The following is a 23,580-nucleotide window of genomic DNA, read 5'->3' as shown; positions in this document are numbered from 1 at the left end:
TGTATGTTAGTGTGAAACTAAAAGTACTGACATGTTATAATTTAGGAGATGTATGACTGGAAAGCAATATGTTCTTTTGAAAATTTCATAAACCAAAATAGTATCTGTACTGGGGTGATGTTATGAAAATTAAAGTGGATTTAACTCGTGAGAGATTTGATGATATCAACGGAGTAGATTTCTATGATGGCAAGACGTTGTTTTTTGATATCCCGACGACACTACCAAAGGATATGGAGATCGTGGTCTGGGGCGCGAGCTTGATGCCAGAGTTCGACTGGTCTACGTATGTAAACCTGGAGGAGGACAGACGGCTCAGAGAAATTATAGCGAGAAGTAAGAATATACCGGTACAAATTAAGGGTTTTGGCAAACTGAGATTGGAAGAAATAGTAGGTGGGAATATTGAGATATCACCTTTAGACATGACGGTGAAGGAAGATTATACGTATTTTAGAGATCGGCAGGGACAAATCTTGTCTTTCCGGAGAGAATGGAGTATGGAATCTGTAGATTCAACCTGTTATGAATATGGTTTTGATTCGAGAGTGGCGTTCCCATTCGGTCATTGTGATCTGAATTTGTACGCGAAAGGCAATGTGGTGTTCGAATTTGATACGGATGATTGTGTGCACTACCATGACTATGTATTGAACCCCAATAGGGATGAAACGTATTTCGGTTTTGTGAAGTGCCAAGAGCTGGCATCGAATACCTTCAAGGATTTTAAAGTATAAGGAGGATTGCACATTGCGGAATAATAAGGAGGGTGCCAATGGGAAAGTTCAACGGTAAGGTGAAAATGTTTAACAAAACCAAAGGTTATGGCTATATTTCAGGTAATCATGGTCGTAAAGATGTAAATGTACATTTTACTAATATTCAGGCAGAAGGGTTCAAAACATTAATAGAAGGCCAGAGCATTGAATACGATATAGAAGAAACACCGCGCGGATTAACCGCGATTCATGTTCGGGTTCTGGAGCGAAATCAAGCGATTGAGCATGACACCGAGGATAAGCTGTATTGGTGCCGGGCAGGGGAAGTTGAAGAAGAGGCATTTGTCCGTGAGATTGTTCCCCGCATCCATCGTAATCTTATCGTTCATCCAGACAAAAAGACTCGCAAAACGATGATAGATTTACTGAACATAGATCAAGGAACACTAGCCGATCTCAAAACACAGAAGACACCCTTTTTCTCAGCAGGTCGTTATGGATACGATCCCCAGTACACGGTGACTTTCAATCACAAAGATTATAATCATTATAAAAGATTATATCCGACAGCCGCCATATACTTCTGGGTACATTGGGAGCAGCTTCGCTATCAAACCTATTCCGTAGAACCGATGTATGGCGTTTGGGAAGTACCATTTACATATCTTCAAGAACGGATTGAAGCTAACGAAGTAGCTTTACACCAGTATAAACATCGAATTGGTGACACGAAGAACGCCACGGAAAGTTATTTATTTAATCTAAATGAGTTTCATAGACTACTCTAATCCAGATAAAATACGTAAAAACTGGTAATTCAATGTTAACTATAATATGTTATACATAAGTTGGACTGCGAGGTTCAACTTGCAATATTGTGGTATCGCTTTCATTACTGACTGAATCAGGGTTGTTATAAATTTAACTTGAAGGAGAATAGTGCATGTACACCCAACCAAAAGCTTTGCGATCTGTACTAGATGGTAGATACTTAGAATTCATGATGAGTGAGCAGTATGACATTGGAAATTGGCAAGAATGCGTGTACTGGCTACGAGGTCTAAATGACACATATCGAGTAAAGACGTCAAAAGGACTGTATATTCTGCGTGTGTATCGCACTGAAATTAAGGAAGAAGAGGTGCAGTATGAACTATCTGTGATCTCTCAATTAAAGGAGAAGCTGAACTCTTCTAGTCATGCAGATGTCGGAGAGTATATTGCGAAGAAAGATCATAGTACATATACCGTTATAGATGCCCCGGAAGGTACACGGATTGCCGTAATGTTCCGCTATATTGATGGAGTAGAGAACAATCTTGAGGATGAGGCATCGTGTTATGCGTTTGGTCAATCTGCCGCACAGTTGCATGAGGCGCTAGATCATGTCGTTGTCGATCAGCCGCGTTATGAACTGGATACATCGTTTCTTATTGATCAACCACTAGAGCGGATTATTCATTATATTGGTGAAACCCATGAAGCGACTGCTTTCCTCCAGACATTCGCGAGTGCATTGAAAGAACGCATTAACATTACGTCCCAACATGGGTTAGATATGGGCTTATGCCATGGAGATATGCATGGGAATAATAATGTGTTTCAGCAGGGGGAAGTGTTTACTCATTATGACTTCGAGTGGGTGGCTAAGGGATGGCGAGCTTATGATCTGGCTCAGGTGAAGGCACGTAAGCGGCAATCGGGCGAGAAGAAGGATATGTTATGGCAGGCGCTTCTGTCCGGCTATCGCTCTATTCGAAACTTCTCCGCCGAGGACGAACAAGCCGTTGATCTCTTTATCATGGCTCGACGCTTCTGGGTCATGGGTCTGGACATTGCCTTTATCGATAATGATATGGGGGCATTAGATTATGGCGAGGATTGGCTTAATGATTTTGTGAATGAATTTCGAGGTATGGGGATCGTAGTGTAATCTTTCTAGTTGTCTTCTTCTCGATAACTTGTTGTTTCTAACAAACGGTTTCGCAAAGCGAGCAGTAAGCAAAGGGGGAAGGAGTAATCCTTCTCCTTTGCGTTGCTTTTTACATCATTTCAATCTGTCGTTTACTGAAGTGCTAACCATATTAAATGAATGGTTGCACCCAGTCCCATGAAGTAGATAATCGATTTGGAGAAGCTATTTTTGAACTCATTGCGCGGATGCTTTTCGAAGAAGACGTGTAACACAGTATGTATGATGAAAAAGATATCGAGTACCCAGAAGGTAATACTCTGATACGAACTAAATAGAAGCGATAGGATGACAGTGTACAGCGGTAGGTGAATCCAAGTGAAGTACTTAAAGGCTTTGTCGTCTTCCATATCTTTCAGTACGATAAACAATCTCCATTCGGATCGCCTAATGGCATCCATTTCGTGTAGAAGAAATAGAGAGAGGTTGAACAAAAATAAGACCAACAATAGATCGGGCATGCGGAGCCTCCCCTCATTCGGAATGAACATCAGATATAGATACGCGCGTTGAATTGCGTTGGTTCCAAGAACGCGTTGAGGCTGATGAAGTACGAGAAAAAGACCCTCCGATCCATTCGATCTCGGAGAGTCTTTTAAATTTCGGAACATTCCCAATAGAAATGATGAGTGGTGAGATGAACTGTAGCTATTATTTCACTAAAGCCTGCTCAACAAGTTCGAGTGACTCAACCTTAATATTCGGGTAATCCCCAAACACCCACTGTGGCATGATGTGAATGTTTCCCGCTTTTACGGCCTTCAGATTGCTCCATACGGCAGATTGTTTCATCTCTTCGAGCACCTTCTCAGCCTCATCATCATGACTAACTGTTGATTTGCCTATCGTCATAAAGATATGATCCGGGTTCAACTCTGGGAGTGTCTCCAAGGATAACGTCTCATACGTATCTTTCATGTTTGTCAATTGAGGCACATACTTGAGCCCTAAATCCTTCGACAAGGTTGCTCCCAGATGAACATTGGGGCTAGCGACTTGCACATTTTTTTGAACACGCATAAATAGGAAGGTCTCATCTTCACCGATATACTGTGCCATTTTTCTTTTAATCTGCGCCGCTTTGAGATCGTACTGTGCTAGCCAGTCTTCGGCCTGTTGCTCTTTACCCACGACAGTGGCAATTTCCTTCATCTCTTCTCGCCAATCTCCATCCCCGCGGAATACGATGACAGGAGCTACTTTGCTCAATTGCTCATAGACGGTGGGCTCAATGTGACGAGCAATGATGAGATCCGGTTCGCTTTCCACAGCGGCTTCAAGGTTAATCTTATCCCCTAAAGGCAGAATATCTGGATTCTGCTGGTCTGCATCCATATAGGGCAGAACTGTAGAGCCCCCATAAGTGGTGGTGGCATGAGGATATACACCTAACGCATATAGGGTATCCATGATTCGATAATCTGCGGCTGCAATTTTATTCGGTGTGCCTTCCAGCTTCGTGACTCCCATATCATGTTGATATTCAACAGACGTGCTTGCCTGAGATGGCTGGATACTAGTCCCGCAGGCGCTGAGCATAATCATCATGCACATGAGTAATGCTACAGCTAGTGGTGTCTTGTATTCTTTTGACATGAATGAATCTCCCTTCTCGCCTACATGATCGACAGCGTCGCTACGCCATTCAGTATAGTTCAGAGAAGCAGAGTTCCATATGGATGATGTGAGCCTCTTGTATGTAACATTTGATAACTGCTGCTCAGCAGCTTGCTTTCGGTATTGTCCAGGGACGAGACCCGTATGTTTTTTGAATCGTCGTATAAAATAAAACAGATCATCGTAACCGACTTGGCGTGCAATATCTTGAACTGTCGCATCGGTTTCTGATAACAGGAGAATGGCTTTCTCCATGCGAAAATGAATCAAGTAATCAATGGGACTACGTCCCATTTTGGATTTGAACTTGCGAGACAAATACTGCACGTTATAATTCAGCGCTCGTGACAGAGCATCCAGCGTTACGGATTCGGCAAAGTGTTCTTCGATGTATCGAATCGCCTGATCTACAATATCCGGCTTAACGGTTACCGCCGACTGCTGATCCAGTTGGTGCATGATTTCATGTAGAAACAATTGAAACATGGCGCGTGCTTTAAAGCGTGCTAGATCTCCGCCATCCATCCAAGTATGATACAACTCCTGTGCATGTTGGTGTAGTACAGCGGGATAATCTGTTTGGAGGGCAAAAGAATCTTCCAATGCGTTATGCAAACCATTCAACACATGAAGAGGATCTGTATTTGCTGTATGTTCGGTCTTATACAAAATGAGATAATAGGCCATCGGTTCCTGACTGATGAGCTCCATATGAAGTCCTTTGTTACCATGAAGCACATGACTGTGGGAGACAAGGTAGGAAGTCTGATTAAGGACAAATTCTCCTTGCCCTCGGGAGACAAGTAAGAAGGCGTTCGCGGGAAATCGATAGGGTGGAAGCTGTTTACCCGTTGGGATTAGCGTATAACGAACATCAAGTATATGTAAGGACGATTGAGTCCATTGCCGAATATAGGTGGATAAATCCATGGTGCCTCCTCATCCATAGTGAATGTCAGAATGGGATTTTTGTTGTTATTATAGTTGATAATCATTCTCATTTCAATCCTTCCTCACATTCCTTGTTGTATTTCTGCGACACATCTCGTACAATTTGGTGAAGTAATTCTGCATTGCGTTAATGTGGATGTGAAAAGGCGATTTTTTACAACATGAAGAATGTACACAAGAAAAGGGGAATGACGTTTGGAATCGAAGCAACTATCTAGAGGGCTGAAGCCTAGGCACGTTGAGCTGATTGCACTCGGCGGCACGATTGGCGTAGGTTTATTTATGGGATCGGCAAGTACGATTAAATGGGCTGGCCCCTCCGTATTGCTCGCCTACCTGCTGGCTGGAATTGTGATCTTTTTTGTCATGCGCATTATGGGAGAAATGTTGATTCAGGAACCAGTAACAGGCTCCTTCGCTACATTTGCCCACAAATATATTAGTCCACTTGCTGGCTTTCTCACCGCCTGGAGTTACTGGTTCCTATGGGTAACGGTTGGTATGGCAGAGGTTACGGCGATTGGTATTTACGTGGGATATTGGTTCCCGGATATTCCGCAGTGGATTCCGGCGCTTGCTGGGGTGCTAATTATTGCTGCCGCGAATTTGGCTGCAGTGAAGTTCTATGGTGAATTCGAGTTTTGGTTTGCCATGATCAAGGTGACGGCCATTGTTGCAATGATCGTGATCGGTACAGGGCTGATCTTCTTCGGCTGGGGGAATGGCGGTCAAGCGATTGGTCTATCGAACCTGTTCAGCCATGGTGGATTCTTCCCAGGTGGACTGAAAGGATTCCTTTTTGCACTATGTATTGTCACAGCGGCATACCAGGGCGTTGAGATGGTAGGTATCACAGCAGGAGAAGCGGAGAATCCCAAGTATACCTTACGTAAAGCGATCAAAAACATCGTTTGGCGTATCCTTATCTTTTATGTAGGGGCGATCTTCGTTATTGTAACCTTGTATCCGTGGAATGAGGTTGGGGAGACGGGAAGCCCGTTCGTACTGACGTTTGCTAAGGTAGGCATTGTGGCTGCAGCAGGGATCATTAACTTCGTTGTACTTACGGCTGCGATGTCAGGCTGTAATAGTGGTATTTATAGTGCAGGACGAATGCTGTATACCCTCGCGGAGAATGGACAGGCGCCAGCCTTTTTCAAAAAGTTATCCAAGGGCGGGGTTCCCCGCAACAGTATTATCGTTACGATTTCCTTGTTGCTTATTGGTGTAGTTCTGAATTATCTAATGCCAGATTCGAAGCTGTTCTTATACATCTACAGTGCGAGCGTTCTACCAGGGATGGTTCCGTGGTTTGCACTGGCGTTTAGCCAATTCAGGTTCCGTAAGCGCTGGGGCAACGAGATGGGCGATCACAACTTTAGATCCAAATGGTTCCCGATCAGTAACTACATCATCATTGTATATCTGGTGCTTGTTATTATTGGGATGTGTTTTAATCCAGATACACGGCTACCGTTGCTGGTGGGAGCGACCTTTATGGCGATTGTAGTCATCGGTTACTACCTGTTCGGAATCGGGAAAAAGCAGCGAATCGAGCAGGATTCAACTCGACAATAATAAGCTATGGTGTAAATGAAAAGGGGTTACGCCTCTTAACCAATAGTGATGGTAAGATTTCAAATTCCAAGATGAAGCTGAGAAAATTTCAGCTTCATCTTTTTTTGTTCTTGAATCTCCTGTAACTGGAGGTTCTAGGATAGGAGATAGAAAAGCTGCTCTATTTTACAGTGTTACATATTTATGCGAAGCAGCGAAGGAGGAAGTAGAACGATGAGATGGTTAGAGTGGATTTACATCATTTTCAATGTAGTCATGTTGGTAGGGTTGGTGGTTAATCCACGTAAATGCCGCCCAATGATATGGGGCGGATTCGCAATATCGGTGGTATTACTGTTGTTACATGGTTGGATGGAAGGGCTGCGGTGGCCGATGATTCCAGGGTACGTCATGACATTTATCCCAGTATTACTGCTGATTGCTAGAAGAGGAAAGCAATGTTCCGCAGAACCGCGGAGCCGTCTGCGGGTCGCTGCAACGTCGCTATCTGTGTTGGTGTATACTGCGGTTACCATAGGACTGCCGCTGTTATTTCCGGTATTTACTTTTGCAGAACCAGTGGGTTCATACGGAATTGGTACGGTTTCTTATGACTGGACGGACGAAACTCGTGAAGAGTTGTTCACAACACAAACTGGGGATCATCGCGAACTGATGGTACAGGTATGGTATCCGACGAATAAAGATGTGAAGGGAACACCAGCACCTTATGTTTCTGATTCGGCAGTGTACAGCACCGCCTTCAATGAAGTGCTGAAACTGCCCAAAGCACTCTTTTCCAGCTTAGGTGACGTTAAGACTCATGCTATCCAAGATGCAATGTTGTCGGATGCAGAGGCCAAGTATCCTATACTTATTTTCTCGCATGGTCTGCATGGTTATGAGAAACAGAATACATTTCAGGTCGAACAGTTGGTGAGTCAGGGATATATTGTGGTTGGCATTAATCACACGTATAGCAGCATGGTCTCAATCTTCCAAGATGGGCGTGTGGCACAATTTGAGTCTGAGGGGAAGGAAGGGTTTGAGCAACTGCAATTTGACTATATGGACAAGCTTAACGAGACTTGGGTGAAAGATGCCCAATTTGTACTGGATCAGGTCGAGAAATTGGCAGCGAGTGACCCGGAAGGGCGCTTTACAGGTCATATGGATCTAGAACGTATCGGCATGTTTGGTCATTCCTTTGGCGGGGCTACAACAGTGCAGATATTGATGGATGATCCCCGTGTCCAAGCAGGCATTAATATGGACGGCGTATTATTCGGAGAGAAACGTATTCCAGCTCAAGGTGTGGGCAAGCCGTTTCTTATGATGAGTGCTGATGAGACATTGGCTGGAACAAGTGTGATGGATGACGATGCCATAGCCGCTCTAGGTGCCACACGTCTAGAAGCAGAGACGTATTATGAAGAGGTATATGCGAGGTACGAGCCTGTCACTGCAGGCGGGAACTATTGGATGACGCTGAGCAATACGAAACATCTCAGTTTCTCGGATCTCTACCTCATATCACCTATTCTGGAATGGTCGCAGGGTGTAGATGCTAGAGGAACGCAGGAACTCGTGAACGAGGCAACGCTGGATTTCTTCAATCATGTATTAAAAGGCGAACCGCTGAAGCTTTTGAATGGCGAAGCTGGAGATCATCCGGCATATTCATTGAAAAAGGGATGATCCTTACTTTCGCCACTACACTTGTTCCATATTTTAAAAAGGATGAAGATCGCCCTATTGCGGACGATCTAGCTGCTGCAGTCTCCAACGCATTCCTCTCTGTAACAATTCAATGCATTCCACCAACTGAGCCCATTCAGAATTCAGAATGGAGCATAGTTTGTTGAACCTAAGAATGCGTTCTGTGACGGAATTGAGCATGTATCGGGATTGATTACGAAAAAAATCCGTCTGATTACTGGACTGTTCGCTACTGCCATACATCATCACGAAATCCCACACGATGGATTGTACTGCCAGGCTGTCTTCCGGCCACTGGTTTTCCAGCGCCTCAATGGCTCGGATATGGATCGCTTCCATTTTCTTAACCCAAGTCGTAGCTTGAACCTGTGGATGGTTAGCCATCGTGAAGAAGGGAAGCTCCAAACGAGCCAGATCGGCGAGATAGACTGGATCATTGAGCAAGGCTTGGACTTCTTTCCAAGCAACGTCTTGTTTGGCGGACAGCTTCGTGTCCTTCATGATGTATTTATCAAAAAAGTGAAGAAATGAGACTCTCCATTCCTGTGGAATATTTTCCAGTAATCGAGACTGTTCTAGCTTGGCGGAGACAAATTGTTTCCGTCTAGTTGCACTGGCGTTCATCGATTCGACCAGGCTGGATACATAACCAAGGGATTGTTCTGTACTTAGAGCGGATTCAGTTTCATATTGTTTGGCTTGATGCAAAATGGAGAGCATGGCATGGAGGGTATGCACCTGGGATTCCAACGCTTCAATCTGTAAGTCCAGGGCTCGTGACATACCAAGCTCACCGGACATGAGTTTGCGAATATCGGGTATGCCAAAATTCAAATAACGAAGCGTTGTGATCAGTTCTAATCGCCACAGATCTTGTAGTGTATAGAGACGGTGTCCGCCTTCTGTATATTGGGACGGCTGGAGCAGTGCAATTTCGTCATAATAACGAATCGTTTTGACCGTAGATCCAATCATCTTGGCCGCTTCACCTATGGAATATGTCGTCTGTTGTTGCATAATGAAGTTCACCTCAAGATCCATTATACAGGTTCACGTTCTTGGAGATTTATCTGTAGGAGCATATGGTAAATAGGAATGCTCAGTTTAAACTTTGTCCATCTCGGTTACAAAGGAAGGAGTGAGACTTTTATAACAACCTATATGAAATTAAACGATAATAATCGAGGAGGAAATTGACGATGGCAAACCAAGACCAACACACCATACAAGATCCGACTACACAATATCCGAAGGCTACACAGGAGTGGAAACAACAGCAGGAAGAGCCGGGATTACAGCGTGAGATGACTCCTGTTCCGGATTGCGGTGAGAAAACATATAAAGGCAGCGGCCGGCTGACCGGTCGTAAAGCGGTCGTTACCGGTGCGGACAGCGGGATTGGCCGGGCAGCAGCGATTGCATATGCTCGTGAAGGTGCGGATGTGGTACTCTCCTATCTGCCGGAGGAAGAAGCGGATGCCAAGGAAGTCGTGCAATTAATCGAGGAAGCTGGCCGAAGAGCTATTGCTGTTCCAGGTGATCTAAAGGATGAGAAATACTGCGAGAAGTTGATTGAAACTGCGGTCAAAGAACTAGGCGGCATAGACATTCTGGCTAACGTGGCAGGGAAGCAGCAGTTTGTCGAGCAGATTGCAGACCTGACAACTGAACAATTCGATGCGACGTTCAAAACCAATGTGTATTCCATGTTCTGGCTCTGCAAAGCAGCCGTGAAACATATGAAGCCAGGTGGTTCGATCATTAATACATCGTCCATCCAAGCATACAGTCCGTCACCGATTCTGTTGGACTATGCGACTACGAAGGCTTCGATCAATACCTTCAGCAAAGCACTTGCTCAACAAGTTGGTAGCAAAGGCATTCGTGTGAATGTTGTCGCGCCAGGGCCAGTGTGGACACCGCTTCAGATTGTCGGTGGACAACCTGTAGAGAAGTTGGCTGAATTCGGCAACAATACACCGCTGGGTCGTCCGGGACAACCTGTTGAGATGGCTCCAGCATACGTATTTCTGGCGAGCCAGGAATCCAGCTATGTGAGCGGAGAGACGTTGAACGCAAATGGTGGTACCGTAAGTCCGTAATCGTAGCATGTATTGTACAGATAACCGATTATCTGAGGGCGTTACGTCTCATCAGGTTTAAAAAGAAAATGGGACAAAGCAGTGGTGAGCTGCTTTGTCCCATTTCTATGTTTCATGTCGGATTAGAACTTGAACTATTTCTGTTCCGGTTTCGATTCCAGAATAGCATAGCTGCCAAGGGTAGCAAGTTGTGCTGTATTTAGCAGTGTTTCGTCCACTGCAGCCAGTGCTTCACCAGCGGCTGTCATCAATTCATCTGAGTCTACAGGTGAGGCGAACCGAAGGATGACCGATGTCTCCCCTTTTTTCAACTTTGTTTCGGTCTTGGTTTTATATTCGCTAATGGAGGCAACTTCAAGATCGTTTTGTACGGAAGCATAACTAGCGCATACGCCTACACCCTTCACCAAAATACCAACATGATGGAGCCTTATGGTATGTATTTCTTAGTCCGATACCAATACGTATAGGCATCGGTATAACCCAATTTTGCATATAGCCGTCGTGCGGGGGCATTGTTTTCGACCACTTGCAGATAGCTTGAAACAGCACCATGACTTTTACCCCAGTGCAACAGATGCAGGATCATCTGTTCCGCCAAACCACGATTACGGTAAGTTGTATCTGTAATGATGTCATGTAGTCCAATGACTCCCCGCTCAACTACGCCAAGTCCGCAGGCAGCCACGAGCCCATCAACAGACAGCGTGATGAATGCTGTCTTTGCACGGACATTTGAGAGCATCTCTGTCATGGTTTCCCGGCACTCTTCGTTGACCGCATTCAAACGACAGAAATGATGTAACCATTCGTCAGTTAACTGTTCGTTGATGTGTGCCTCCAGATGCTCAGGAGCTTTCAGATCCTCAAGACGTCGAAGCTGAACGAGGGTCCGATCCATGACGACATAACCCTTATCCTGCAAAAGCTGATCCAATTCTTCTGGCTGAACAAACGGTGTAATTTTGAAAATAGTACTTAACTGGTTAGACGTATAGAATTGCTCACAGGCCGTGATTTTCTCATGTACATCCAGGGTAGAAGGGTAGATTGCTTGAACCGAGTTCGCTCGCTTCGTATACCCTTTGGCAAAACGCAGCACCCATCCGTCATACAGTGAGGTTGATAAAGGCTGCCAGTGGTTGAGCGTTAATTCTTCAATATGCCGATGCGTATACTCTGTTGCATACATTTTGTTCATCCTCCCAGTGTAATGATCAAGTATATGTAAGATTTTAATTTAATAATAATACATATAAATGAATAAAAATTCAATTGGAGTTATTCGGATGTTAAACATTTGATTATTGGTATACAATTTGTAGGATAGAGTACAATGCAGCAATTAATAAGTAAGGATAAATAAGAATTTATATCAGTAAACAAGCATTAGCATACAGCTCAAGTTGCAGAAATGGAGTACAACATGATTACTATAGAGATCCAGGGACAGACCATTACATGTCATATCGAATATGGCAAACGAAAAAAAGCTTCCATCACGATGGACTTGCCCTACATGGTCACGATAAAGGCACCTAATGGCACTAGTGAAGAGGCGTTAACGGCACTCGTGCGGCAGCACGGAGAGGTCATCCTCACAAAGTCCGCGCTTATGCAGCAGGCACTGGAAGGCCCTCAGGCTAAGGAGTACGAGCAAGAGGGCAAGGGAGCATTTTTACATTTTGGTAAAGAGTATGCTCTGCATGAACTAATTCCTGTCGAAGGATTAGGGGAGGATGAGCTGAGAGCGACCCTGAAGAAGTTCTACTTTGCCGAGTGTAAACGGGTAATTGGGGAGCGCATCGGTCGCTATCAACGAGAGCTTAAGGTGAAGCCAAAGTCTGTAGACATTGTGGAATCAGCCACGAAGTGGGGGAGCTGTAGCTGGGACAAAAAGCTTACCTTTAACTATCGCTTAGCTATGGCACCGTATGAAGTTATTGACTATGTCATTATCCATGAGCTCTGCCACATTCATCATATGAATCATGACCGCTCGTTCTGGCGTCGTGTCGGCAGCATTATGCCTGATTACAAATCGAAGGAAGACTACCTGATGAGACATGGACGAGCGATGACGTTGTGAATTACAATGAATCCAAATACCCGTACCACGAGGTTTACTCTGTGGTGGAAGGAGTTAATGATGCCAGATAGCAACCCCTTTTCTGTACAGGTGGACGAATATATTATGGGTTTTGCACCTGAGGTGCAGGCACGACTTCAAGCGTTAAGGCAGATGATTCGGGAAGCAGCCCCGAATGCGGAAGAGAAGATCAGTTACAAGATGCCCACGTATGCGCAGCATGGGAATTTGGTTCATTTTGCTGCATACCAGAATCATATTGGATTCTACCCAGCTCCTAGTGGGATCACGGCATTTCAAGAGGAACTCTCCACATTCAAGGGAGCGAAGGGATCGGTTCAGTTCCCGCACAATCAGCCGTTACCCGAAGAGTTGATCCGGCGAATCGTCGAATTCCGGGTGAAAGAGAACGTGGAGAAGGCAGCAACGAAGAAGCAGAAGAAGAAATAAACCGACCTGATCAAAGGAGAGTTTAGATGAATAAGGCTTTAATTGTGCTGGATGTACAGCAGGGGATTGTACGTTTGCGTGACGTATCAGAACCAGTGGCCAAGATTCAATCTGTCATTGCCGATTTTGAGGAACGGGACTGGCCAATTGTATATATGAAGCATGTAGATTACGAGCAAGAGGATTCGTCTCTGTACTATAAGGAGCGTGCCAATCTAGAGATTGTGCTCGATACGAAGCTGCATCCTGTGCTGGAGAAGAGCAAGCCAAGTGCCTTCAGCAACTCGGAGTTAAAGACATGGATGGTAGAGCGGCACATTGAGCATGTATTTATTGTAGGGTTCAATACGGAATACTGTTGTCTGTTCACAGCAATTACAGCGGAGCATGAGGGTTTCCAGGTGACCTTGATCGAGGATGCGACAGGTACTGTCAACACTGAGGAGACGTATGAGATGAAGGGATTAGACATTCAGGACTTTGTCGGCTCGATTCTCAATTGGTCTGGGTGTATTGAAGTGTTATATGTCGATGAGTTCAAGGAAATATACACCTAAGTTTATTTATAAAAAGATTTCTGCCACAGATTCCTGTTCCCTGACAGACTGGAAATAAATCTGTACAAGAAAACAGTCGGAAATGCCTTTCAAGGCTTTCCGACTGTTTTTGTTGTTGTGGATACTATTTAATCTTTCTAGTTAATTAATATAGTAGGTCACGTTTGAGTTGCCAGCCGCTGTAATGAGATAGGTAATATCATCGCTGACCTTCATGTAAATGTTGAGATCGGAAGCGGACAGGTTAGGCAGTGTAAGACCGAATCTACCACGTGCATCTACATTTACAGTGACTGTTCTGATATGGCTCTCATCGGGTGATGGTCCATAAATCTGGAAGGTGAAGCTTTGGTTAGCGTATTTCAACAGTGTCCCATTAATCTTTAACGTACGGTCTGCTGTGTATTGAAATTTAACTAGGAAATTATCCAAGATATCTTGGGGATCTGGTTCCTGTGTACCGGGGTCTACTCCCGGATTCGGTTGTGTCTTATTTACAGAGAAGAATCGGGTTTGATACGAAATCTCGGCATTGGAGCCGTCTTTCTTCTTCAGACCTGTGATTCGGATGTTAAACGTGTCATTTTCTTTCAAAGACTGGATCTGATCTGGACGGAAAATGATAGCGTAATTGTATGCATAAGAATCGTTATTTACATTAAAGTATGCCCCTGAAGGGTCAGTGCTGTTCTTATGATTGGCTCCTAATACCCACGTCCGTTGATCTGATGAACGAACAACCTCAACTCGCACATTCGATTGGGAAGGCTTCGCGAAGACATCGGGATTCAGTTGTACGGACCAAGCTTGAGAGCTTTTGAATGCTTCAATCGGGAAATCCCCTTTATTCGGATACAAGCTGTAATTATAGTTTACCTTTTCCGCACGGCTGGTATCGAGAACCTGCATGGTACTGAACTGGTTGGCATACGACTTGTTATCACGGTACGCAACACCGAATCCAGTTTTCTTCAATTGTGTGCTCAAAATCCAGCGCCGATGACCTAGTGCAGCAATGTTGCTTGCATCTGAATCATCCATATAAGCTTCAACACTGTTGACCGCGACGTTCCCTCTGGAGCTGTAGGCTGCAAACAGGTTGGAACTTGATGCCGACTTGGCACCTAAGTCGTAAAAGTCCTTTGGCATGTCCGCCGGTTGAGGTGGGTAATGCGACAGCGCCGATGTAGAAATAACGACTGCGCCATGTTGTGCTTGTTGATTGAGCGCAGCATCTAGAACGAGATCCCCCTCGAGTCCTGACAGGAAACGATAAAAGTTAGCTGCATTCAGGGCGTGCTCTAAGGAAGAATCACTAATTTTCCCCGCAATATAAGGAGCCATAGCGGAAGCTGTCTCGGTGAACGTAACTGATTTATCTTTCTCACTCATCCATTCATTCCATTTCTGAGTAATTTCTTGCTCGCTCCGCTCAGGTAACAAACTGTCGATGGGAGCTGCCGAAGCCTGCTGGGATGCAAGCAAAACGAGTAGTAGACCAGCTAAAGGTACTGCTAATAACGAACGGATGTAGCGTTTACGATTAAACATGTTTCAATCTCCTTTTTTAATTATAAATTTTAATATTATGTATCCAATGGTTATTATCGACAGTAGAGGTATCTTTCGTTAGCTTTGCTCTCCTTGAATTCAGCGATTTTTCAGTTAGAGACCTTATAATACTGTTCGAATCCTGTAATGGAAAAGGAGTTGTGACATGTTTAAAGTAATTCATCAGACGCTCTATCTCATTATGGCGTTATGTATTGGGCTGTTTATCGCTTCGTCCTTCTTTCTCAGGGCGCAATACAATTACGCCATGTATGGAGATAATCCCATATTAGAAGTGCAGCAATGGGGCATATTCATTCCAATCATTATCGTGCTGCTCGTATCTAGCATCCTGCTCTACAGAATCTGTCTGACACTGGATAAATTCCGCCCCAAGGTGGTTATTCCTGTGGTGTTACTTTGTTCGTTTATCGTGCAGGTGGGCATTATTTTTCTGTTCCCTCGTGTGCCTACAGATGATTCACAGACCGTGCTCTCTCTGGCGATGAATATGCTCTATGATCAGGACTATTCCTCGTTTGAGACAGGTGGATATCTGCATATGTTTCCATTCAATTTCTCAATTGTGCTCTATTTAAAAACCTTGCTGTCCTTGTTTCCAGACAACTATCTAGTTATTAAGCTATTTAATATTTTCTTTTCACTCGTAACGACCTACATGATTTATCTGATCTATAAACAATTGAATCGCAGATCTACAGCGCGGGATTATGGCATTTTAATCTTTGCAGCGACGTATCTTCCGTCGTTATTTATGAACAATCTGATCTATAACGATGTGATTGCGACCGCTTTTTTTACATCCTCCTTATACTGCTTGATTCGATTTATGAACAAAAAGTCGTGGAGCACGTTGATTATAGCTGCTGTTCTATTGGCGATAGGTAACTATTTCCGAAGTGTTGGTGCGGTCATTCTGATTGCTGCTATTCTGTATATCCTGATGAATTGGCGGAATGTCGGCGTAAAGAAAGCAATAGCATCCATCGGCATACTGGCGATTCTATTTAATGTTCCAAGCTGGACGCAGAATGCAGTGCTGCAATCAACGGATACCGTTGAAGGATCCGTGAACGAGAACTCGGCACCGATCTATATGTGGCTCAATATGGGGATTAATCTGGAGCGATTCGGCTTCTGGGACAATATGGAGAGTTATCGAATCTATCAGAGAGAGGCGAATTATAACCAAGCGACAAGTACAGCGTTATTCAAACAAGAGATTGAGAGAAAGTTATCCGAGGCAAGCTTAGCTGAACTGGCGGAAATGTACTATAAGAAGGTCATATGGACGTGGACTGAGGGTACCTATCAGATGGATCGATATGGCATCGGTAATGAAAGTCGAACGGATATGGGAAGAGGTAGAGGTGGGGGTGCATGGATTGCAGGTTCCTACAGTTATACGAATCCAATGACAGAATTATTTGCAGGAGATTCGCCGTACCGAGTTGGTATGCTCTGGGTCGTATATGTCATGAACTTTTTGATGTATTGTTTCATCCTGATTCGGGTGATCGGTGCAATACGTGCGAAGAGATACGATGAGGTATCGCTGATATTGGTGATTCTAGGGTTTATCGGATTCTATATCTTGTGGGAGATCAAGTCAAGATACATTTATCCGGTATATCCACTATTCATTGTACTGTCCTACATGGGTTTCAAGGATACTTATGACTACGTATTTCGAAGGAAAATCGACTGGAAACCAAATTCACAGACTTTCCTAGGAAAAGGGTGACCGTATGCAAAAACGTAATGGATCTACATCTTTGATATGGATGATGCTTGTATGCTCTGTCCTGTTGGTATCCTGTGATGCCATCACGTCTCAGCAGATTGCAATGCCAAGTTCAAATCCAAGTATGACTGGATTTCCTAATATGAATGGCGGCGATGGAAGTATGAACGGTGCGCCTAATTCTAACGGAGGTTTTAATCGAGGTGGTGCTGGCGGAACAGATTCAGATGTACGTACAGGTAGCCGAGAGGCTATACGCGGAGGCATGATGAATGCAGATTCCATGGGCAAAGTGATCTCTGTCGATGGCAATGTAATTAACGTGGCATTGTTGGAGCAGGTGCAGAAGGGTCAACCCTCCAGTTCCAGCAACAACAGTCAGCAGGGGAGTTTTCCAGGAGCCAATATGGAAATCAATGAAACAGGTGAGGAAATGAAATGGACGGTGAATGATGATGTGGTCATCACCCGAGGAATGGCGATGGGAAGTCAGGATAACAAGTCCAGCTTTGCTTCCGCCTTACAGTTATCTGACCTCAAGCAAGGGGATATGATCACGATCTGGTACCAAGAACATACAGAGAAGGTAGAGCGGATTACGATCATCAATCCTTTCTAATTATTGTGGATGTTATATGGTAAGTGATGAATTGGTGAGGCAATTTTGTAATTGCTTACATGAAATATATGGATTAATATAGAAATAACTTGGTTTCTCGAAGGGAGTGAGCGTCATGAAACGACGGGCTAAGATGAACGCAATGACTACAACCATTAAGGTGATTATGAACTGAATAGATACAGCAGACATCGGGGATTAGGTGCGGCAATATACTGCTCAGAATACCATCGGATGACTGCTGACCATAGGGATATAACTGCATTTTTTTCCTGGTGATCACGAGGTTTATTTGTTTATGCGCTTCTTCTCGTACACCACGAATTTTAAAAACCGCAGGCATAGCCTGCGGTTTTTTGCGCGCCAAAATAGCCATTTAACCCGGTGGCGGGTCAATGGAACGATCTATTGCAGGCAATAGCTGCTGGGAATCATTTCTTCTATTAGGCTCGCCCGAGCAGTATTAACGACATCAAATAATGAGGAGCTAGATGCCCATGTTAAAACTAAAATATTTATTCCACAATCACGATCTCGCCGAGATGATATTGAAGCAATGGGACTATGATGCAGAGTCGCTGGATATGTTCCAACATTACCGAATATCGTCGAATGCGGTATACCCGTTCCGATTTCAAGATGAAGTTCGGTTGCTTCGTTTTGCATCTGTGGACGAAAAGGATAAATTGAATATAGAAGCCGAATTAGCATTCCTGCATGAACTTCATCGACATCAATATGGAGCGCTAGAGGCTGTTCCATCACATAACGGGGAGCAGCTTGTTCAGGTTCATACACCGTGGGGAGCCTATTATGCATCGGTGTTCAAGCGGGTTCCAGGGATAGCACTGGCTCGTGTCGATCTGGATGAGACGATTGTTAACGGTTATGGTCAGGCGTTAGGCGAGCTGCACATTGTGTCCCGTCAATATGTGCCAGAGCATACGGGGCGCTGGACTTATACAGAAGTGCTGGATTGGATGCAAGGTGTGTTAGAGGAGTTTTCGGATGAGACAGAGGCTTTGAATGAGGTCAATGCTGTGCGGACGGTGTTAGCATCCTGGCCTGTTACGAAGCAGAACTTTGGTCTCATTCATTATGATTTTGAACTGGATAATGTATTTTATGATCAGGCGAATCATGCCTTTTATGCCATTGATTTCGATGATGCTATGGTTCACTGGTATGCGATGGATGTGCAGCAATCATTGGATAGTTTACAGGAGGAGATTGAGCCAGAGCACTGGGAGCGTATGAAACAATCCTTTATGCAAGGATACTGGTCTGTATCCGAAGAAACGGTTGATATGGAGATGATGTTTCCGGTATGTCGCCGCTTCGCCAACCTGTACGGCTATGTACGAATACTTCGATCTGCCGCGCAGCAATGGGCGCATGAGCCTGAGTGGATGTGTGGATTGCGGGAGAGGTTGGAGAAGGCATTGGTAGAAAAAGCGAAGCTATTCGGTCAACCGCTGTCTTAGAATTGTAGGAGCTGCAATGCGTAGTATGACGTAACCTATCAGAGTTCAAATCGTGCAAATAGCACCAGATAATCCCCACAAGCAGCACTCATAAGCAACATGCCAAAGGGACTTTATGCTTCACTATCATCAAAGAGCGCAGGTGAACCCACGTCATGGGGAAACCTAGCGCTCTTTCATATTATGTATCGCCAAACTATGATTCCGAAGCATGAATAGTTAGATCGAAATCGGGTTTGCACATGTAGCTAAGGGGATAGAGATCATCCCTGGCAGAGATTAAGGCACGGAAATGGAGCATACCGTAGCGTTGACCTGTGGATGATATAGTGGAGTAAGGAACAATTTCACCTACTACAAATACGTCTTCTTCACTCGTGCATCGATAAATGACATTGTTCGGATTGCGCACTTCTTCAGGGTATCCGTACGTCATTACGTGAAATGTCCGACCACGCCAATTCGTACGGATTACTTGATAGGATTGTGTCTGCACAAGGTCAATATAACGCTCCAGTGGGAACGTATGCTCAAACTCTGTAATGTACCCATTCTTGTCCACATCAATGGTAAATTCAACATCATAACTCTTTCCAAATTCCTCTTGATATGTGCCCTCCATCATGCTCATCGTGTCGAAGCACGCGCCGTATTCTTCATCTTCCACATAGGGAATAGCGATCCGTTCAGGATCAACCACATTAGTGATCTGGCTGCTGGAGCAGTCTACGTCCAGTGCCTCTGGTTGAAGTGCAATCATTCCAATCGTAAATCCAGTACCAGCTTCGCAAGTTATCCGCATAGTCATCTCCTTATTCCGTAATTAGTGATTAGACGAACGTCGGCAGGAAAGGTTGCATATTTCCATTCGATAGATTCTTTTGATAGAGTAGTTATAGGTCATCCTGAAGGAAGACGCGAGCGCGCGAATTGGAGAGGGGAATTGGTGATGAATGTAAAGTATAACGTTATTGAGCAGCAGGCTCTTATGAGCATGCAGGCATTCCAGAGCTTGAAGTATATAGTGGTGAGGGTGCTCCGCCTCAAGTGTGGATTCCCGTAAAGTCGTAGATGGGTTAATTTCTAGAAGGTTCAATCATTAGGAGGCGTATCATGTTATCAACTCGGGTGATGGAGTATTGTGAGGATCAAGGCTGGTGGCATGAAGATGTCCCGGCAGATTATGAAGAAGCGTTACGGAAACTGGGGATTGCTCGGGAGTCTGATTTTGCGCAATTTTATTTGCATGCTGAGGATGGTCCTACATTCTATAGTAGAAATCAGGAGCTTTATCAGATTTGTTGGTTTATGGTGAATACCGTTTATATGGAAGATATTACTGTGGCGCAGCTCACGTTAGGGCTGCCGGATGCTTATATCCCGCTGGATAGCTTCGAGGGTGAAGGTGGGTTCTTTTATAATCGAGTGACGGGTGAAGTCATTTTGGTTGAGCTAGGCGAATCGATTGAGCGTTTCCTTCGGGGAGAGAGTACACCGCAATGGTCGAATTTTAACTTATTTCTAGAATGGTATTTCAAGCTCAATGAGGAACCTACGCAATGAAGGAACGGTTACATTGAAGTAAAATTGAAGTGAATTTCAGCGGAGAGCAAGTTACGACCTAGCCTGGTGACATACCCAAGTGTCATAGCCAAAAATCATGCAAAAAGACGAGCCGCGGCTCGCCTTATTTGTTTCACCTCTGTACAACGGCTTAGCTTGGTGCTATGTAGTGTGCAGCGGGCAAGTGGTATTGCTCTAATCAGAGATGTTGCGCGTATAGTATTCGATAATGTCTTTGCGACGGATGATGCCGAGGAACACACGATCTACATCAACAACAGGTACGAAATTTTGATCGGCTGCCAATGTCAGCATATCCTCCATCTCGGCCTCAATGTATACGCATTCATTGTACACACGGTTGTTAATCTCATGTACCTCTACCTGATCCATATTATCAAAAGTCAATCCAGGTGTACTTCGCATTTTCCATAACAAGTCACCTTCGGACAGGGTAGCAACATATTTTCCATCCTGATCAATTACGGGTATGGCAGTATAATGCTGCGCTTCAAGCTGCTCGATCGCATCCTTCATGGAAGCGGAGGACTTGATATAGGCCACTTCGGCTTTGGGGAGTAAAAAATAGCTGATTTCCATCATCGGGCTCCTTTGCAGTAATTTCACTCTCCTTATTTAAACATATTATGTGAGTATTCGGCTATTTTTTATGATAAAATCGTCAGATTTGTGCCATTGTTTAAATGAGCTTGGAAATCTATAGTATATTGTAGAGGTGATATGACCATGAAAAAGAAACATAAAATTTTGTACGGACTACTCCCAATCTTATTTGCGGGTGGAGTCGGAATGTACTTATATATGCAGAACAGCAAAGCTGAAGAAGCGAAGCCAGAGGCCACTGTAACACAGTACATAGACCATTTGCAGAAGAAGGAATTCGATCAGCTATATACGATGATGACGCCTGCTTCACTGGATGAGTCTGGACTGAGTAGAGAACAGTTCGTGGAAAAGTATAACGCAATCTACTCCGGCATGGAGGTATCCGAGGTCAAGGCAGAAGTGAAGCCACAGGCCACCGAAACGACAGCGGATTCCAATGAATCAGAATCAGGAGCAAGTGGAGAAGCAAGTGCCGACGCACCCAACCCTGACATCTACGAAGTGGACTATAATCTGCAGTTGACAACCTTGCTTGGCGACGTGAACGAGACCCAGTCCTTGAAGCTTGTCAGACAAGAGCTTGAGGATGGCACCAAAGTCTGGCGGATTGATTGGCAGCCGTCGATGATTCTCAAAGATATGGTTAAAGGCAGTAAGGTGAGAGTCCGGACACTATTTCCGGAACGTGGCAACATTGTAGATCATGGAGGAATGCCTCTTGCGACAAAAGGTACGATCAATGAATGGGGCATCGTACCAGGGGAGCTAGACGAGAGCCCGGAGGCTAAGATTGCCCAGATTGCTCAGCATTACAAGGTATCATCAGACGTTATTACGAAGGCGTTAGAGCAAAAGTGGGTGAAGCCAGAATATTTTGTACCGATTGCTACGACCGATGAATCCAAGGTGCCTGACGGGCTAAATGGCGTGAAGCTGCAATCCAAGACGATTCGATACTACCCGCTGGGTGAAGCGGCTGCTCATCTGGTTGGTTATGTGCGTAAAGTGACGAAAGAGGATCTGGAGAAAGATACCGAAGGTTATTACCGGGCTGAGGACTGGATTGGTAAAGCCGGTCTGGAGCAATCCATGGAGAAACAACTTCGCGGCGAGCGAGGTGGCTTGATTGAGATTACGGATGAACTAGGAAATGTCCAATCTGAGCTGATTCGTCATGACGCGGTTGATGGACAAGATGTGCAGTTGACCATTGATGCGCAAACACAGCAAAAATTGTATCAGACCCTTTCCAGCGGTGGAGATGCCGGAGCGATGGTGCTTATGAATCCGACAGATGGTCATCTACTTGCTATGGTTAGTGCACCAGCCTACGATCCGAATAAAATGGTTACAGGTCTTACGCAGGCAGAGTGGGATGCGTATTCCGCTGATGAAAGGCTACCTTTTATTAATCGCTTCACGAATCGTTATGCACCAGGGTCAACCTTCAAAGCAATCACAGCAGCAGCAGGACTCATGGAGAACGTAACTACTGCGGATAAAGAACATGATATCCCTGGTTTACAATGGCGTAAGGATGAGAGCTGGGGCGGTTATTATGTGAAACGTGTGAAGAGTGTATCACCGGTGAATATGGTCGATGCCTTGGTATATTCAGACAATATCTATTTTGCCCAAGAAGCCATTGAGATGGGCAGTGCCAAATTTATTGAAGGTATTCAAAAGTTTGGATTCGGTGATAACTTCGGATTGGACGAATTGTATTTGAAGCCAAGTCAGTATGCGAATGAGGCACATCTCGATCTCGCATCAGAGGTACTTCTCGCTGATACGTCCTACGGTCAAGGAGAGATGTTAATGTCTCCGATCCATCTAGCGACTTCGTTTACGCCCTTTATTAATGAAGGGAAAATGGTGAAGCCTGTACTGATTGTAGGCAAAGAAACGTCTGAACCCGAGGTGATCATCACACCTGATGTCGCAGCTACGGTTAAGGATGCACTCGGTCAAGTTGTCACCCGTTCAGGTGGAACAGCTCACTCCCTTAATTCGCTTCCAGGTGCATTAGCCGCTAAGACGGGAACCGCTGAATTAAAAGCGAAGAAGGGAGAGAAAGGACAAGAGAACGGATTTGTCGTAGTGTTCGATACCGAATCCCCTTCCTTCCTCATATCTGCGGTCATTGAACAAGTGAACGGCCGTGGCGGAAGCCATTATGTTGTGGATAAACTAGAGCCGTTTCTGGAGAAATTGAACGTACACGCATCATGATAATAT

21 protein-coding genes and 1 pseudogene are annotated in these 23,580 nt (G+C 44.7%); 14 read left to right on the top strand and 8 right to left on the bottom strand.

Annotated features, from left to right (window positions below; translation table 11 throughout):
* The first annotated feature begins 122 nt into the window (after nucleotides 1-122).
* The 3 genes and pseudogenes from ASD24_RS05500 to ASD24_RS05490 all read left to right on the top strand — a co-directional run bounded on the left by ASD24_RS05500 (nucleotide 123) and on the right by ASD24_RS05490 (nucleotide 2,652).
* Entirely contained in the window at nucleotides 123-737 is a 615-nt protein-coding gene (locus tag ASD24_RS05500) for a hypothetical protein (protein WP_056692796.1), read from the top strand.
* Between the two features lie 38 nt (nucleotides 738-775).
* Nucleotides 776-982, top strand: a pseudogene (locus ASD24_RS31495) (cold-shock protein); the annotation flags it as partial.
* A 680-nt stretch (nucleotides 983-1,662) separates the two neighbouring features.
* A complete protein-coding gene (locus ASD24_RS05490) occupies nucleotides 1,663-2,652 on the top strand; it encodes a phosphotransferase (RefSeq protein ID WP_056692793.1) in 990 nt (329 codons plus the stop codon).
* A 131-nt stretch (nucleotides 2,653-2,783) separates the two neighbouring features.
* Here the strand turns inward: ASD24_RS05490 and ASD24_RS05485 are convergent, their stop codons facing one another.
* The gene (locus tag ASD24_RS05485; RefSeq protein WP_056692791.1) at nucleotides 2,784-3,152 is read right to left on the bottom strand and encodes a DUF6713 family protein; all 369 of its coding nucleotides are present in this window, start codon (nucleotides 3,150-3,152) and stop codon (nucleotides 2,784-2,786) included.
* A gap of 190 nt (nucleotides 3,153-3,342) precedes the next feature.
* Entirely contained in the window at nucleotides 3,343-5,238 is a 1,896-nt protein-coding gene (locus ASD24_RS05480) for an AraC family transcriptional regulator (RefSeq protein ID WP_056692788.1), read from the bottom strand.
* A 216-nt stretch (nucleotides 5,239-5,454) separates the two neighbouring features.
* Here ASD24_RS05480 and ASD24_RS05475 point away from each other — a divergent pair, with 216 nt between their 5' ends.
* Together ASD24_RS05475 and ASD24_RS05470 are read left to right on the top strand one after the other, a co-directional pair.
* Nucleotides 5,455-6,837 (top strand): amino acid permease, encoded by a 1,383-nt coding sequence (locus ASD24_RS05475; protein ID WP_056692785.1) that lies wholly within the window; start codon nucleotides 5,455-5,457, stop codon nucleotides 6,835-6,837.
* Between the two features lie 213 nt (nucleotides 6,838-7,050).
* The gene (locus tag ASD24_RS05470) at nucleotides 7,051-8,514 is read left to right on the top strand and encodes an alpha/beta hydrolase family protein (RefSeq protein WP_056692783.1); all 1,464 of its coding nucleotides are present in this window, start codon (nucleotides 7,051-7,053) and stop codon (nucleotides 8,512-8,514) included.
* Between the two features lie 54 nt (nucleotides 8,515-8,568).
* Here the strand turns inward: ASD24_RS05470 and ASD24_RS05465 are convergent, their stop codons facing one another.
* Complete coding sequence (locus ASD24_RS05465) at nucleotides 8,569-9,552, bottom strand: MerR family transcriptional regulator (protein WP_056692780.1); 984 nt, start codon at nucleotides 9,550-9,552, stop codon at nucleotides 8,569-8,571.
* Nucleotides 9,553-9,734: 182 nt separating this feature from the next.
* Between ASD24_RS05465 and ASD24_RS05460 the strand changes: the two genes are divergently transcribed.
* Nucleotides 9,735-10,637: an SDR family oxidoreductase gene (locus tag ASD24_RS05460; RefSeq protein ID WP_056692777.1), complete on the top strand. Its 903-nt coding sequence runs from the start codon at nucleotides 9,735-9,737 to the stop codon at nucleotides 10,635-10,637.
* A gap of 134 nt (nucleotides 10,638-10,771) precedes the next feature.
* Here the strand turns inward: ASD24_RS05460 and ASD24_RS05455 are convergent, their stop codons facing one another.
* Together ASD24_RS05455 and ASD24_RS05450 are read right to left on the bottom strand one after the other, a co-directional pair.
* Complete coding sequence (locus tag ASD24_RS05455; protein WP_056692775.1) at nucleotides 10,772-11,047, bottom strand: hypothetical protein; 276 nt, start codon at nucleotides 11,045-11,047, stop codon at nucleotides 10,772-10,774.
* 20 nt (nucleotides 11,048-11,067) lie between these two features.
* Complete coding sequence (locus tag ASD24_RS05450; RefSeq protein WP_056692771.1) at nucleotides 11,068-11,829, bottom strand: GNAT family N-acetyltransferase; 762 nt, start codon at nucleotides 11,827-11,829, stop codon at nucleotides 11,068-11,070.
* 222 nt (nucleotides 11,830-12,051) lie between these two features.
* On the opposite strand from ASD24_RS05450, the gene ASD24_RS05445 reads away from it, so the two are divergent.
* Genes ASD24_RS05445 through ASD24_RS05435 form a run of 3 tightly spaced genes read left to right on the top strand, consistent with a single transcriptional unit; the run spans nucleotide 12,052 to nucleotide 13,733 of the window.
* Complete coding sequence (locus tag ASD24_RS05445) at nucleotides 12,052-12,726, top strand: M48 family metallopeptidase (protein ID WP_156395346.1); 675 nt, start codon at nucleotides 12,052-12,054, stop codon at nucleotides 12,724-12,726.
* Between the two features lie 60 nt (nucleotides 12,727-12,786).
* The gene (locus ASD24_RS05440; protein ID WP_056692767.1) at nucleotides 12,787-13,176 is read left to right on the top strand and encodes an iron chaperone; all 390 of its coding nucleotides are present in this window, start codon (nucleotides 12,787-12,789) and stop codon (nucleotides 13,174-13,176) included.
* A gap of 26 nt (nucleotides 13,177-13,202) precedes the next feature.
* Complete coding sequence (locus ASD24_RS05435; protein WP_056692765.1) at nucleotides 13,203-13,733, top strand: isochorismatase family protein; 531 nt, start codon at nucleotides 13,203-13,205, stop codon at nucleotides 13,731-13,733.
* A gap of 141 nt (nucleotides 13,734-13,874) precedes the next feature.
* Here the strand turns inward: ASD24_RS05435 and ASD24_RS05430 are convergent, their stop codons facing one another.
* Nucleotides 13,875-15,284, bottom strand: coding sequence for a CAP domain-containing protein (locus ASD24_RS05430; protein WP_056692762.1), 1,410 nt, complete (start codon nucleotides 15,282-15,284; stop codon nucleotides 13,875-13,877).
* 166 nt (nucleotides 15,285-15,450) lie between these two features.
* Here ASD24_RS05430 and ASD24_RS05425 point away from each other — a divergent pair, with 166 nt between their 5' ends.
* The 3 genes from ASD24_RS05425 (at nucleotide 15,451) to ASD24_RS05415 (ending at nucleotide 19,152) form a co-directional block, all read left to right on the top strand.
* Nucleotides 15,451-17,049: a glycosyltransferase family 39 protein gene (locus tag ASD24_RS05425; protein ID WP_056692758.1), complete on the top strand. Its 1,599-nt coding sequence runs from the start codon at nucleotides 15,451-15,453 to the stop codon at nucleotides 17,047-17,049.
* Nucleotides 17,050-17,089: 40 nt separating this feature from the next.
* Nucleotides 17,090-17,668, top strand: coding sequence for a hypothetical protein (locus ASD24_RS05420; RefSeq protein WP_235540398.1), 579 nt, complete (start codon nucleotides 17,090-17,092; stop codon nucleotides 17,666-17,668).
* Nucleotides 17,669-18,165: 497 nt separating this feature from the next.
* A complete protein-coding gene (locus tag ASD24_RS05415) occupies nucleotides 18,166-19,152 on the top strand; it encodes a phosphotransferase enzyme family protein (RefSeq protein ID WP_056692752.1) in 987 nt (328 codons plus the stop codon).
* 196 nt (nucleotides 19,153-19,348) lie between these two features.
* Here the strand turns inward: ASD24_RS05415 and ASD24_RS05410 are convergent, their stop codons facing one another.
* Nucleotides 19,349-19,954 carry a hypothetical protein gene (locus tag ASD24_RS05410; RefSeq protein WP_056692750.1) on the bottom strand — a complete coding sequence of 202 codons (606 nt, stop codon included), beginning with the start codon at nucleotides 19,952-19,954 and terminating at the stop codon, nucleotides 19,349-19,351.
* Between the two features lie 311 nt (nucleotides 19,955-20,265).
* Here ASD24_RS05410 and ASD24_RS05405 point away from each other — a divergent pair, with 311 nt between their 5' ends.
* Complete coding sequence (locus ASD24_RS05405; RefSeq protein WP_056692746.1) at nucleotides 20,266-20,715, top strand: hypothetical protein; 450 nt, start codon at nucleotides 20,266-20,268, stop codon at nucleotides 20,713-20,715.
* Between the two features lie 195 nt (nucleotides 20,716-20,910).
* Here ASD24_RS05405 and ASD24_RS05400 read toward each other — a convergent pair whose 3' ends face one another.
* A complete protein-coding gene (locus tag ASD24_RS05400; protein WP_056692743.1) occupies nucleotides 20,911-21,315 on the bottom strand; it encodes a CBS domain-containing protein in 405 nt (134 codons plus the stop codon).
* Nucleotides 21,316-21,462: 147 nt separating this feature from the next.
* Here ASD24_RS05400 and pbp4 point away from each other — a divergent pair, with 147 nt between their 5' ends.
* On the top strand, nucleotides 21,463-23,574 hold the full coding sequence (pbp4, locus tag ASD24_RS05395) for a penicillin-binding protein PBP4(5) (protein ID WP_056692740.1): 2,112 nt from the start codon (nucleotides 21,463-21,465) through the stop codon (nucleotides 23,572-23,574).
* Nucleotides 23,575-23,580: the final 6 nt, after the last annotated feature.

The sequence above is a fragment of the Paenibacillus sp. Root52 genome (assembly GCF_001426865.1).
In the GTDB taxonomy this organism is placed as follows: domain Bacteria; phylum Bacillota; class Bacilli; order Paenibacillales; family Paenibacillaceae; genus Paenibacillus.
Note: the sequence above shows the minus strand (reverse complement) of the source record. Positions and strands in the feature narration are given on the sequence as shown.

Bases quoted from the DNA above. Each gene is read 5' to 3' on its own strand.
- ASD24_RS05500 (WP_056692796.1), top strand. From the start codon at position 123: ATGAAAATTAAAGTGGATTTAACTCGTGAGAGATTTGATGATATCAAC.
- ASD24_RS05460 (WP_056692777.1), top strand. From the start codon at position 9,735: ATGGCAAACCAAGACCAACACACCATACAAGATCCGACTACACAATAT.
- ASD24_RS05400 (WP_056692743.1), bottom strand. From the start codon at position 21,315: ATGGAAATCAGCTATTTTTTACTCCCCAAAGCCGAAGTGGCCTATATC.
- ASD24_RS05490 (WP_056692793.1), top strand. From the start codon at position 1,663: ATGTACACCCAACCAAAAGCTTTGCGATCTGTACTAGATGGTAGATAC.
- ASD24_RS05435 (WP_056692765.1), top strand. From the start codon at position 13,203: ATGAATAAGGCTTTAATTGTGCTGGATGTACAGCAGGGGATTGTACGT.
- ASD24_RS05415 (WP_056692752.1), top strand. From the start codon at position 18,166: ATGTTAAAACTAAAATATTTATTCCACAATCACGATCTCGCCGAGATG.
- pbp4 (WP_056692740.1), top strand. From the start codon at position 21,463: ATGAAAAAGAAACATAAAATTTTGTACGGACTACTCCCAATCTTATTT.
- ASD24_RS05405 (WP_056692746.1), top strand. From the start codon at position 20,266: ATGTTATCAACTCGGGTGATGGAGTATTGTGAGGATCAAGGCTGGTGG.
- ASD24_RS05450 (WP_056692771.1), bottom strand. From the start codon at position 11,829: ATGTATGCAACAGAGTATACGCATCGGCATATTGAAGAATTAACGCTC.
- ASD24_RS05480 (WP_056692788.1), bottom strand. From the start codon at position 5,238: ATGGATTTATCCACCTATATTCGGCAATGGACTCAATCGTCCTTACAT.
- ASD24_RS05445 (WP_156395346.1), top strand. From the start codon at position 12,052: ATGGAGTACAACATGATTACTATAGAGATCCAGGGACAGACCATTACA.
- ASD24_RS05410 (WP_056692750.1), bottom strand. From the start codon at position 19,954: ATGCGGATAACTTGCGAAGCTGGTACTGGATTTACGATTGGAATGATT.
- ASD24_RS05420 (WP_235540398.1), top strand. From the start codon at position 17,090: ATGATGCTTGTATGCTCTGTCCTGTTGGTATCCTGTGATGCCATCACG.
- ASD24_RS05425 (WP_056692758.1), top strand. From the start codon at position 15,451: ATGTTTAAAGTAATTCATCAGACGCTCTATCTCATTATGGCGTTATGT.
- ASD24_RS05470 (WP_056692783.1), top strand. From the start codon at position 7,051: ATGAGATGGTTAGAGTGGATTTACATCATTTTCAATGTAGTCATGTTG.
- ASD24_RS05440 (WP_056692767.1), top strand. From the start codon at position 12,787: ATGCCAGATAGCAACCCCTTTTCTGTACAGGTGGACGAATATATTATG.
- ASD24_RS05430 (WP_056692762.1), bottom strand. From the start codon at position 15,284: ATGTTTAATCGTAAACGCTACATCCGTTCGTTATTAGCAGTACCTTTA.
- ASD24_RS05465 (WP_056692780.1), bottom strand. From the start codon at position 9,552: ATGCAACAACAGACGACATATTCCATAGGTGAAGCGGCCAAGATGATT.
- ASD24_RS05485 (WP_056692791.1), bottom strand. From the start codon at position 3,152: ATGCCCGATCTATTGTTGGTCTTATTTTTGTTCAACCTCTCTCTATTT.